The following is a 12,057-nucleotide window of genomic DNA, read 5'->3' on the forward strand; positions in this document are numbered from 1 at the left end:
GCTTCGGGTTGGTTGGTCTTTTTTTGGTGCAGGATGCTTGATTGAAATAGTTATAGCTGGAAACAAAAAATTACCAATTGCATTAAGAACCGGTTAAAAAAATAAAATCAGACCAGAAATAGTATCAGCGCTGGCCTGTTTTTTTTAGATGATAACGAATTCATAGCTGGAATTATTTGATATAATAATAACGAAAAAAATTTTCGGAGGTAGAAAATGCAAAAGATTATTATGTCTCCCAGCCGTTATGTTCAAGGTGCCGGAGAAGTTGGTAAATTGCCGGAACATGTTGGAAAATTTGGAACATCTGCGCTTGTTTTAATGAGCGGAACCATGATGCGAACCAAAGCGGAGGAATTGAAAGCCAGTTTCGAAGCAGCGGGAATTAAATTCACACCCGAAAAGTTTAACGGTGAGTGTTCAAAGGTTGAAATTGCCCGTCTCCAGGAAATCGTCAAAGCCCAAGGTTGTGATGTGGTTGTTGGTATTGGTGGCGGAAAAACCCTGGATACAGCCAAAGCGACAGCCCATTATGAAAAACTGCCAGTCGTGATTGCACCATCCATTGCTTCCACTGATGCGCCCTGTTCAGCTTTATCCGTTATTTATACTGAAGACGGCGTGTTTGATGAATATCTGGTTCTACCTAAAAACCCTGAGATTGTCGTGATGGATACTGACATCATCAAAGCGGCTCCAGCCCGACTTTTTGTCGCTGGGATGGGAGACGCATTGGCTACCTATTTTGAAGCCCAGGCCACCGTGGATTCCAACGGAACCACCATGTCAGGCGCACATCCGACCAAATCGGCACTGGCTTTGGCAAAATTATGCTATGATATTTTAATTGAAGACGGCTTAAAAGCAAAGCTGGCGGTTGAAGCAGCAAGCTGTACTCCGGCGGTGGAAAATGTTATTGAAGCCAATACCTACCTCAGCGGGGTTGGGTTTGAAAGTGGCGGCCTGGCTGCTTGTCATGCCATACATAACGGTTTAACCGTATTACCGGAGTGCCACCATATGTATCATGGTGAAAAAGTTGCCTTCGGAACCCTGGTTCAATTGGTGATGGAAAACCGCTCCATGGAAGATATTGAAGAAGTGATTGATTTCTGTTTATCTGTTGGCTTGCCAATTACGCTGGGTGAACTCGGGTGCACCGAACCAACCCCGGAAAAAATCATGGCAGTGGCAGTTGCAGCGGCAGATCCTGCCGAAACGATTCATAATATGCCTTTTGATGTCGATGCCGACACCGTATACGCTGCGATTATGGCAGCCGATGCCTTGGGTCGCTTATACCTGTGTGACTAAGAAAGCAAAATATATGAAAATAAAAAAGGTCACAATCTCACCAGTTGGGGGATTGTGGCCTTTTTAACAGCGTTGCGGGATGGAGACACTAGAGCAGCGGGTCAAACAGGTCTCGGGTTTTTTTGAGCATATCCCGGATGGGCAGATCATAGGGACACCGGGGTTCGCATTCGCCGCACTGGATACAGTCTGACGCATTGGCAACAAAGCTGCGATAACGATCCAGGGCCCATTCCTCAAGATCGTAGCGGCGGTAATAACCTTCAACAATAAACTGCATTGGGATGTCAATGCCCTGGGGACAGGGGGCGCAATAACCGCAACGGCGACAGAAGGTTTTTCCCAGTGCCTTGGCATCGGCTTCAAGGGTTTCTCGTTCGTCATCGGTCAGCGGCACAAAATCGTTGCCGACTCGGGTATTTTTTAGAACCTGTTTGACTGAATCCATGCCAGGGATCAATACTGAAATATTGGGATTTTCAGCTACCCAGCGCAGGGCGTAATTAGCGTGGATAAAAGCGCCGCCAGCCAGTGGTTTCATAATAATGACCCCGACATTTTTTGATTTGGCTTTTTCAAAGAGCGGTGCTCCACGGTTTTCGACAATATTATAAGGAAACTGAATGGTCTCAAATTTATCCTCATCCAGAGCACGATCGAGAACTTCATAAGAGTGGGAGGTAATGCCGATATGTTTAATCAGCCCCTGTTTTTTACAGTCGACCAGCGCATCATATCCACCCCCGGGACTCATAATAGTTTCATAATCGGTCATCGTTTTGGCATTATGGAACTGATACAAATCGATGGTATCGGTTTGTAACTCGGCCAGACTGGTTTTAACATCAGCCATTACCTCATCATAGCTGAGTTTTGGGGTTTTTGTAGCCAGGTAAAAATGTTCCCGACCCCATTGTTTCAATGCTTCCCCGATCATTTCTTCACTGTTGGTGTAAGCTCTGGCAGTGTCAATAAAATTAACGCCTTCTTCAATAAGGTTTTCAACAATTTCGTCAACTTCCCATTGGTTACAGCGTTGGATTGGAATGCCACCAAAGCCAATAAGGGATACTTCTAATCCGGTTTGTCCCAGTACTCGCGTTTCCATTTTACACCTCTTCTTTTCTTGGTTTTGCCCATTTTATCATATCAAATCACAAAAGTCATCTGTTATGCGGGAATTGGCTCAAAGATCCGTTGCATTTCAACTTTCTTTCAGGTTGGTAGATGAACATTAATTGACACTCCAATCGCTGATGGTGTAAAATGAAAATATGTTAATAGTTAAGAAAGAAGGTAAGAATTATGAGTATTCGTTTCGATCTCTCTTATGCAAATATAGATTCCAGTGAGTTTGAAAGCCGCTATCAACAGTTGGCTCAAGCCAATGATGACTTGAACAATAAAACTGGAGTGGGCAATGATTTTCTGGGCTGGGTGGACTATCCGATCAAATATGATCAGGATGAATTTGTCCGGATTAAAGAGGCTGCCGAAAAAATTAAAGAGCGTTGCGATGCGTTGGTGGTGATTGGTATCGGTGGTTCCTATTTAGGCGCAAAAGCAGTCATTACAGCCCTGACCAGCCCTTTTTACAATGAAGAACCCCGAGCAGTACGAAAAGCCCCTAAAATATATTTTGCCGGTCAGAATATCAGTGGAAAATATCTGGAAAAGTTGCTGGCACTGCTTGCGGATCAGGATGTCTGTGTCAATGTTATTTCGAAATCCGGGACAACCACGGAACCGGCCATCGCCTTTCGGTTTTTCAAACAGTTTTTGGAAGATAAGTATGGCAAAGCGGGGGCACAGGAGCGGATCTTTGTGACAACGGATGCCGCCCGGGGAGCCTTAAAGTTTATGGCTGATGAAGAAGGCTACGAAACCTTCGTGATTCCCGATGATATTGGCGGTCGTTACTCCGTTTATACCGCCGTCGGTTTGCTGCCCATTGCAGCAGCGGGGATTGATATTGATGCGCTGATGGACGGCGGAAAATCTGGCTATGAGGAGTATAACAAACCGGAGTTTGAAAAAAACCCCTGTTTCCAATATGCATTATATCGGAATGTCCTTTACAGCCGCAGCAAGAATATTGAGATTTTAGTGGATTATGATCCCTCGCTGGAGTATCTGGCGGAGTGGTGGAAACAATTATTTGGCGAAAGTGACGGCAAAGATGGCAAGGGTCTTTTTCCGGCTTCGGCGCATTTTTCCACCGATCTCCATTCGCTGGGGCAGATGATTCAGGATGGTCCCAAAAACCATTTTGAAACCGTAATTGTCATCGAAGAAGATCAATCGGATCTCAAAGTTTTCCGGGACGAAAAGAATCTGGAAGGACTTAACTACCTCACCGGCTGGGAAATCGATGCCGTCAATGAAAAAGCCTTTATGGGCACCCTGCTGGCTCATGTTGATGGCGGAGTCCCCAATGGGATCATCCGACTTAAAAAACTGGATGCCTTCCATATTGGCAAACTGATTTATTTTTTCGAAAAAGCCTGTGGCTTAAATGGTTATTTACTGGGGGTTAATCCTTTTGATCAGCCCGGAGTGGAAGCCTATAAAAAGAATATGTTTGCCTTGCTGCATAAGCCTGGTTATGAAGATCTGACTGCCGAATTGGAAGAACGGCTATAGACAATCACAGCGTCCACAAAAGAATCGGCTATTCTTTGCGATAGTGGCAACGAAAGAATGAAAAATTGAATATTTAGCACACGACAGATCGTTACAATTGTGATACAATATTAAAAAAAATAATACAAATTGTCGATTAACGTTCCTGAAAAAACGCCAAAAAATATGGTTCTTCGGCATAAAAAATACTGAATTACAGGGCAAAACTGTTGTGAAATAGTGACGCAAAGCTAAAGGGACTTTCTTAAGTCAGCCAGTTACTCAAATAGATTTAACGATTTAGGAGGTAATGGTGAAGAAATATGACGAAAAAAAGTTTTTAATTCTCAGCTTTGCGTTGTTTTTTTGGTCATGATGATGGGCTTCATTAATTTTGTGGCTTTAACTCAGGAGTCTTACGAGATAATTCTGGGGACGCTTCTCTATGGTCTGGCGTTTATGGGTCTCTTTGTGATCAGTTTAAGCAGTAATCTTGCCATCGGTACCTTTAAAAAAGAAATCCAGCGGCTTAAGCAGCTCCAGGATTTTGATTTTTTAACGGGTTGCCCCAACTGGATCACGTTTAAAAAGGAGTGTGAACGAATCCTGGACACAGATAATAGCCTTGATTATGCGATGGTTATCTTTGATATCGATAAGTTTAAGGCCATCAATGACTTATACGGGCACCAGACCGGTAATGAAATCCTCACTGCTATCGCAAAAATATTAGAAAAGTATCTCAATGAAGAAGAGCTTTTTGCCCGAATGGCCACCGATAATTTTTGTATTTTAATGAACTATGAGGGCTATGGAGAGTTTTCTCAGAGGCTGGAAAATTTAATTCGCAAAATCAATAGTTACTCTCAGAAATTCATCGTCAGCATCTCTATGGGTATCTATCTGATTGGCGAAACGGAGTTGGATATTAGTGCGCTTAGTGATCGTGCCAATATGGCAAAACGGTCGATCAAAGATAATTCCCAGATTAGCTATGCATTTTATGAAGAATCCATGCGGGTTGCACTGATTCTTGAAAATGAAATTGAAAACCGAATGGAAAAAGCATTGGCAAGTGGCGAATTTGAAGTTTATCTTCAGCCCAAATATCTGTTTTCGGACGAACAGATTATTGGTGCCGAGGCGCTGGTGCGCTGGAATGATCCCGAGCGGGGGATGCTGCCACCCAATGAATTTATTCCCTTGTTTGAAAAAAATGGGTTTGTCAAAAAAATTGATACCTATATGTTTGAAGCGGTGTGCAAGCTACTGGCCAAATGGCAAAAAGAAATGGATCAACTGACCAATATGATTATTTCGGTTAATTTTTCCCGGCTTCATCTGGAAAATATGCTGTTACCGGAAGAATTGCTGGCTATTACCAATCGTTATCAGATCGATCCTAAAATGATCGAAATTGAGCTGACCGAAGGTACGATTTTTAATAATGATGTCCAGATGGTTGAGATTATGAATCATTTAAAAGATTTTGGATTTCATATTTCCATTGATGATTTTGGTCGGGCCTATTCATCTCTCAACACCTTAAAAAACCTACCAGCGGATATTTTAAAATTGGACAAGGCTTTTTTCAGCGAATCGACGGATAATGCCCGGGGAGAGAAGATCATTACCAGTATGTTGAACATGGCCAAGGATCTGGATCTGATTACCGTGGCTGAAGGGGTGGAAACCCGGGAACAGGTGGAGTTTCTTAAAGAGAAGGGGTGCGACATTGCTCAGGGATTTTTCTATGCCAAGCCCATGAATGTGTTTGAATTTGAAGATCTTGTTAAAGAAAAACTGAAATCAGCTTAGGCTGGATTTCAGTTTTTTTAAGTGTTTATCGCAGGCGATGATTATTCTGAAGGATTTTCAAAATTCAGACCACCACAGGTAATGTCGGCAAAAACCGAGAGAGCCACTGAATGATCGGGATCGATACAAACCGTGTGATCGGCAATTCCGCCAAATTTACAGGTATCAACAATTTTTAGCCGGAAGTTGTCAGGAACAATGATGTTTAGGCCACCATTAACGATGTTGATATCCATGCGATACGCATCTTTTTCGGTGATCACCTCTGAAAAATCAAGCTGCATGCCCCCAAAGAAGGCTCCGATTTTTATGTCCTGCATCGTTTGCTTTTGGTAATCTTTCATTTTTCCGCCATAGAGAACGGCTTCATCCAGCGATTTGGGACTCTTATCCAGACTGTCTTCAAATGTTTTGGCCTTTTTTATCACACCGGCGTGATAAAGCGCCACGCTGGTGGCCAAAATAACACTGGTTCCGATGAGTATGTTTTTTATCTTCATGATTGATCCTTCCTGTTCTTTTTAATCAGTTTACCATGATTTTAAGAAGAACCGTATCTTTTTTTGTTTTTTTAAAGAACATCTCCGATAATTTTAACTAAAAATAAAGGTATTATGCTATAATATTCGAAGCATCTGTTCAGCATTGCTGAATAAATAAGAGCAAATGAAAGGTCTCAATGGAAACAAAAAAGTATTATGATGAGTTTGAAACCATTGTTGGCGATATTATAACACACAGTGAATTCCAAAAATTAAGAGAAATTGATCACCATGGCAATGGTTTGTATGAACATTCAGTCGCAGTTGGATATTACTCCTATCGCGTAGCCAGATTTTTAGGTATGGATTATGCCTCCATTGCCCGGGGCGCAACCCTCCATGATTTTTTTCTGGAGTCCTGGCAGGGAAAGGTGAAAACCGGAAAGGGCTTGGATCGAATCAAAGAGATGCATGGCTTTTCGCATCCTAAAACAGCCCTGGAAAATGCCGAAAAATATTTTGATATTGATGAACGTCAGGCCGACATGATCGTCAAGCACATGTTTCCACTGACGCCTGTTCCACCAGCAAATTTGGGCAGCTGGGTTGTGACGGCAGTGGATAAATTTGTGGCTACTCACGAACTGGTTTTTAAAAACACCCAGCCCATCAAACGGCTGAAAAGTATGATGTCCAAAGCTTAAGACACTATCTGTTGCCTTAAGAATTATATATGACCCTAATAAATTGATTTGACGGAGGATAGAACTTGATCGAAGAACAAATTGAACGCGCAAAAGCCCATTTTGGAGAGCTGATTAAAGAACAACTGACCCGCATCGAAAAAATGGCGATTCAAAAGGATTTTACTGATTTTACAACAAAAGAACAGATTATCATCGGTGTTGTCGGTGGTGATGGCATTGGGCCATTTATTACAGCTGAAGCCCAACGGGTATTGGAATTTTTATTGGCCGATGACGTTAAAACGGGCAGAATTGTCTTTAAAATCATCGACGGTTTGACCATTGAAAATCGGGTCGCCTGCGGCAAAGCGATTCCGGATGAGGTTTTAGCAGAACTCAAAACCTGTGATGTAATCTTAAAAGGACCAACAACTACCCCCCGGGAGGGTGACCCCTGGCCAAATATCGAAAGTGCCAACGTGGCGATGCGTCGAGAATTGGATTTATTTGCCAACGTTCGACCCGTATCGGTACCGGAAAAGAATATTGACTGGACCTTCTATCGGGAAAACACTGAAGGAGCTTATGCTGTTGGCAGCAAGGGCATCCATGTCAATGATGATCTTGCCATTGATTTCACCGTCACGACCCAGGAAGGTTCAGAGCGAATCATCAAGGCCGCCTTTGATTTTGCGGAAAAATCCGGTAAAAATAAAGTGACCGTAGTGACGAAAGCCAACGTTATCAAAACCACTGATGGTAAATTTTTAGATACGGCTAAAGCGATTGCCAAAAACTATCCAACTGTTGAAATGGATGACTGGTACATCGATATCATGACCGCCAAACTGGTGGATGAAAAACGACGTAGTCAGTTTAAGGTGATGGTTTTACCAAACCTCTATGGTGATATCTTAACTGATGAAGCGGCTGAGTTTCAGGGTGGTGTCGGTACGGCTGGATCAGCCAATATCGGCAAACAATATGCCATGTTCGAAGCGATTCATGGATCAGCGCCACGAATGGTGGAAGAGGGTCGGGGGCAATATGCCGATCCCTGTAGCATTATTCGGGCCGCCGGGATGTTGCTGGTGCATATTGGTTACAATGAAAAAGCTGAGCAGCTTCAAAAAGCTTTGGACATTTGCGGACTGTACGAGAAAAAACTGGTGCTCACCGGACGGGAAACAGGCGCCACGGGTTCAGAGTATGCCGACTATGTCATGGAAACTTTGTCCAATCCCAACCTGGACGCAATTTATGAAAAATTTATATAACTGATGAGGGCGTCTTTTGAGACGCCCTTTTTTTTGCGGCAACGATCAGTTGGATCAACAGCGCTGCGAGCACTTAAAAAACACTCCAGAAAAACTGATACCATTGTCTGCTACTTCCATAAGCGCCTGTCACGGGGCGCTTGTGTTTGAAATGTTATCTCATACAAAATCATATTTATTTAGGAGGCTATCATGCTGGAAAAAATTGATTTAGGTGTAACAATCGACAAAGAAACCTACCGCCAGGAAAAAGAACGACTGACGGTACGGTTAGGTGAACTGCAGCGAACCCTGCACGATATGGGTATTCCTGTCTTAATTCTGTTTGAAGGCTGGGATGCAGCTGGCAAGGGAACCCTGATCAACGAATTGCTGATGCCCATGGATCCACGGTCTTTTCGGGTCCATAATTTCAAAAAGCAGGAGAGTGAGGACGAGATTTTTCGTCCGTTTTTATGGCGTTACTGGACCAAAACGCCGGAGAAAGGTCAGATCGCTATTTTTAACCGCAGTTATTACAGCGACCTGGTCTACCGCAAATCAATTGATGCCTTAAATATGCAGGGGCTGATGAAACAGGCCAATGAATTCGAGCAGGCGCTTTCGGATGATGGGATGATTATTTTTAAGTTCTTTGTTCACATCAGCAAAAAGGAACAAAAAAGACGCTTTAACAAGTTGCTGGGAAATGATGCCACAGCCTGGCGGGTAACCCCTCGGGATAAAAAAGAAAACAAGCATTATGATAAGCTCTATGAAAAGGTCAACCGGGGACTGGAGCTGACCGACAACGACTGTGCTCCCTGGGTGATTATCGAAGGCGAACAAAAAGACTATGCTCTGATCAAGGTTTTCAGTGTCCTGGAAAAACGGCTGGAAAAAGCCATCGAAACGGTCAATAAGGCCCCGGCAATTGAACTTAAACCGTTGATTCATGAAGGTGATATGCCGTTTCAGTCAAAGATTCTCGATGGCATTGTTCTTGATCAGGTCATCAGCGAAGAAGAATATCAGCGCCAGATTAAAGAAGCTCAGAAAAAAATCCGCTTGCTTCAATTCGAGCTCTATCGGCGGATTCCGCTGATTGTCGGGTTTGAAGGCTGGGATGCCGGTGGCAAAGGCGGTTGCATTAAACGACTGACCAGGAACCTTGATCCCCGGGGGTATACGGTGTATCCCACTGCCAGCCCCAGTGATCTGGAACGAAAGCATCATTATCTCTGGCGTTTCTGGCGGGATATCCCCAAAAACGGTCATTTGGGGGTATGGGATCGAACCTGGTATGGCCGGGTGATGGTGGAGCCAATTGAAGGATTTTGTACCCAGGAGGAATTTGACCGGAGTTATCGGGAAATCAATGAATTTGAAAAACAGCTCTCCGATTGGGGAGCGATTGTCATTAAATTCTGGTTGCAGATTGATCAGGATGAGCAATTAAGGCGTTTCACTGGCCGGGAAGAAAACCCTGATAAAGAGTGGAAAATAACAGATGAGGATTGGCGCAACCGTGATAAATGGGAGGTGTATAAAATAGCGGTGGATGAAATGCTGCTAAAAACATCAACGGTCAATGCACCCTGGATTATCGTCGAAGCCCAGAATAAGTATTACGCCCGGATTAAGGTGCTCAATGAAACCATTGCCGCCATCGAAAAACGCTTGAATGATTAACAGGATACCTGGTATAGCGAGAGCATAACCACAATAAATGATAAAACCTCAACCCCGTCACGCCTCTCCATGGTGATCGCTGGACAGGCGTGACAAAATTGTGACATGAAATAAAAAAATAATGAACAAAACAATTATTTATACGACTATTTGGATATTCATACTAAAATTATCCGGGCCTTGGAAATAGTTTTTTAAGTTTTTTTAAATTTTACCTCAGTTTTTCAATGGGATGCTAGAAATAATTAAAAAATTTAAGTGCGGGAACGTTTTGCAACCAGCTTTTATTAATCATTTAAAGTAATTTATTCTTATGACAAAAGGATCTATTGTTATTCATTGAAAACGTTTAATTTACTTGAAAATTCGGATATAATGAGCTCAATAATTTTAGTGGAAAGGAGTTTTAGATGGATTCAATTGATATTGAAATCCTCAAGCTACTGCAAAAAAATGCCAGAGTAACGGCTTCAGATATAGCGAATGAAGTCAGCCTGTCCGTTCCGGCAGTCAGCGAACGCATCAAAAAATTAGATTCTTCCGGCATCATTCAACAGTACACCATTATTATTTCAACCCAGCGAATGAACAAAAACCTGGTTGCCTATATGTTCATATCGCTTAAGCATCCCAACTATATTGAGGGATTTATCGAATTGGTGAAAAAGGAACATGAAATTATCGAATGTGATTATCTGGCCGGAGATTATGATTATTTAATTAAAATTATTACCAAAGATACCCAAAGTCTGGAAGCGGTGCTCAATCGCATTAAAACAGTTCCCGGGGTACAAAAAACAAAAACGATTGTAACCCTATCAACTGTTAAGAATACATACTCCATTCTTCCGACTGAAGATGCGGATGTGTAACGATTTAAAAACTCAGATCACAAATTTATATTAAAAAACAGGAGGTTTTTATCATGATTGTAGGTATTCCAAAAGAAATTAAGAACAATGAGTCTCGTGTATCCGTCACACCGGCAGGTGTTCATGCCCTGGTTAAAAGTGGCCATAAGGTGCTGGTTGAAACCAATGCTGGCTTTGAAAGCGGTATCGCCGATAGCGAATATGCAGCTGAAGGGGCCGTCATTCTGCAACAGGCCAAAGAAGTATTTGATCAATCCGATATCATTGTAAAAGTAAAAGAACCGATCGAGTCTGAATATGAACTGATGAAAGAAGGACAGACCCTATTTACCTATCTACATCTTGCTCCAAACCTGCCTTTAACCGATATACTAATGAAGAAAAAAATCACCGGGATTGCCTATGAAACCGTTCAATTACCGGATCGCTCCCTGCCATTACTGATTCCCATGAGTGAAGTGGCCGGTAGAATGTCAGTTCAAGTTGGCGCAACTATGCTGCAGCGCTATCACGGTGGCGTAGGGATGTTGTTAGGTGGTGTTACTGGCGTATTACCCGCCGAAGTCATGATTATTGGAGCCGGTACTGTCGGGATGAATGCAGCCAAAATGGCCGTTGGTCTGGGCGCTCATGTGACCGTTATTGATATCAGCAAACCCAGATTAACCTATGTGGATGATGTTTTTAATGGTCGTGTTTCCACATTAATCAGCAATCCTTACAACATGGCGGAACTGACCAAAAAATCAGATTTACTGATCAGTGGGGTTCTGGTTGCTGGAGAAAAAGCACCTAAACTGGTTACTGAAGAGATGGTAAAAAACATGAAAAAAGGCTCGGTAATTGTTGATGTCGCCATTGATCAGGGCGGATCAGTCGAAACCATTGACCACAGCACCACCCATGATAATCCCTGTTTTGAAAAACATGGCGTGATCCATTACTCCGTTGCTAACATGCCTGGCGCTGTTCCCCGAACATCGACTTATGCTCTGACCGGTTCGACGCTGCCTTATTTACTGGATATTGTCAACAAAGGACCAGAAGCGGCCATGAAGGAAGACCATGCCTTGTTGTTAGGCTTAAACACCTACAAGGGACACGTTACCTGTAAGGGTGTCGCCGAAGGTTTAAATAAAGAATACGTACCAGCCGAAGATTTACTGTAGAACGGGATAGCCGCTTTAGACTTAAATAACGGCAATAACAATTTTGGCATCAGAAATAACACGAAAAAACATGACATAAAATTTAGCTCATTGGAACAGACAATAAGGGTGACACTGTTACTGGTAATGGTGAAGCCCTTATTTAA

General features: G+C 42.9%; 10 protein-coding genes and 1 riboswitch. Of the genes, 8 read left to right on the forward strand and 2 right to left on the reverse strand.

Going from position 1 to position 12,057, the window contains the following annotated elements; genetic code table 11:
* Window positions 1–216: 216 nt before the first annotated feature.
* Entirely contained in the window at window positions 217–1,314 is a 1,098-nt protein-coding gene (locus CHL1_RS05435) for a glycerol dehydrogenase (protein ID WP_250935131.1), read from the forward strand.
* 88 nt (window positions 1,315–1,402) lie between these two features.
* Here the strand turns inward: CHL1_RS05435 and CHL1_RS05440 are convergent, their stop codons facing one another.
* A complete protein-coding gene (locus CHL1_RS05440; RefSeq protein ID WP_070370164.1) occupies window positions 1,403–2,422 on the reverse strand; it encodes an aldo/keto reductase in 1,020 nt (339 codons plus the stop codon).
* Between the two features lie 197 nt (window positions 2,423–2,619).
* Between CHL1_RS05440 and CHL1_RS05445 the strand changes: the two genes are divergently transcribed.
* Both CHL1_RS05445 and CHL1_RS05450 read left to right on the forward strand, forming a co-directional pair.
* Window positions 2,620–3,957 carry a glucose-6-phosphate isomerase gene (locus tag CHL1_RS05445; protein WP_070370165.1) on the forward strand — a complete coding sequence of 446 codons (1,338 nt, stop codon included), beginning with the start codon at window positions 2,620–2,622 and terminating at the stop codon, window positions 3,955–3,957.
* Window positions 3,958–4,146: 189 nt separating this feature from the next.
* Window positions 4,147–4,222: riboswitch (cyclic di-GMP riboswitch) on the forward strand.
* 92 nt (window positions 4,223–4,314) lie between these two features.
* The gene (locus CHL1_RS05450) at window positions 4,315–5,754 is read left to right on the forward strand and encodes a putative bifunctional diguanylate cyclase/phosphodiesterase (RefSeq protein ID WP_250935133.1); all 1,440 of its coding nucleotides are present in this window, start codon (window positions 4,315–4,317) and stop codon (window positions 5,752–5,754) included.
* Window positions 5,755–5,795: 41 nt separating this feature from the next.
* Here the strand turns inward: CHL1_RS05450 and CHL1_RS05455 are convergent, their stop codons facing one another.
* Window positions 5,796–6,254, reverse strand: a complete 459-nt coding sequence (locus CHL1_RS05455; protein ID WP_148637539.1) for a LiaF domain-containing protein — start codon at window positions 6,252–6,254, stop codon at window positions 5,796–5,798.
* A gap of 179 nt (window positions 6,255–6,433) precedes the next feature.
* Between CHL1_RS05455 and CHL1_RS05460 the strand changes: the two genes are divergently transcribed.
* The 5 genes from CHL1_RS05460 to ald all read left to right on the forward strand — a co-directional run bounded on the left by CHL1_RS05460 (window position 6,434) and on the right by ald (window position 11,911).
* Window positions 6,434–6,940, forward strand: coding sequence for an HD domain-containing protein (locus CHL1_RS05460; protein ID WP_070370168.1), 507 nt, complete (start codon window positions 6,434–6,436; stop codon window positions 6,938–6,940).
* A gap of 65 nt (window positions 6,941–7,005) precedes the next feature.
* Entirely contained in the window at window positions 7,006–8,199 is a 1,194-nt protein-coding gene (locus CHL1_RS05465) for an isocitrate/isopropylmalate family dehydrogenase (protein ID WP_250935135.1), read from the forward strand.
* Between the two features lie 192 nt (window positions 8,200–8,391).
* On the forward strand, window positions 8,392–9,870 hold the full coding sequence (pap, locus tag CHL1_RS05470) for a polyphosphate:AMP phosphotransferase (RefSeq protein WP_250935136.1): 1,479 nt from the start codon (window positions 8,392–8,394) through the stop codon (window positions 9,868–9,870).
* A 410-nt stretch (window positions 9,871–10,280) separates the two neighbouring features.
* Complete coding sequence (locus tag CHL1_RS05475; RefSeq protein ID WP_148637542.1) at window positions 10,281–10,742, forward strand: Lrp/AsnC family transcriptional regulator; 462 nt, start codon at window positions 10,281–10,283, stop codon at window positions 10,740–10,742.
* 53 nt (window positions 10,743–10,795) lie between these two features.
* The gene (gene ald / locus CHL1_RS05480) at window positions 10,796–11,911 is read left to right on the forward strand and encodes an alanine dehydrogenase (RefSeq protein WP_250935138.1); all 1,116 of its coding nucleotides are present in this window, start codon (window positions 10,796–10,798) and stop codon (window positions 11,909–11,911) included.
* Window positions 11,912–12,057: the final 146 nt, after the last annotated feature.

It is taken from the genome of Acetobacterium wieringae (genome assembly GCF_023700225.1).
GTDB lineage: Bacteria > Bacillota > Clostridia > Eubacteriales > Eubacteriaceae > Acetobacterium > Acetobacterium wieringae.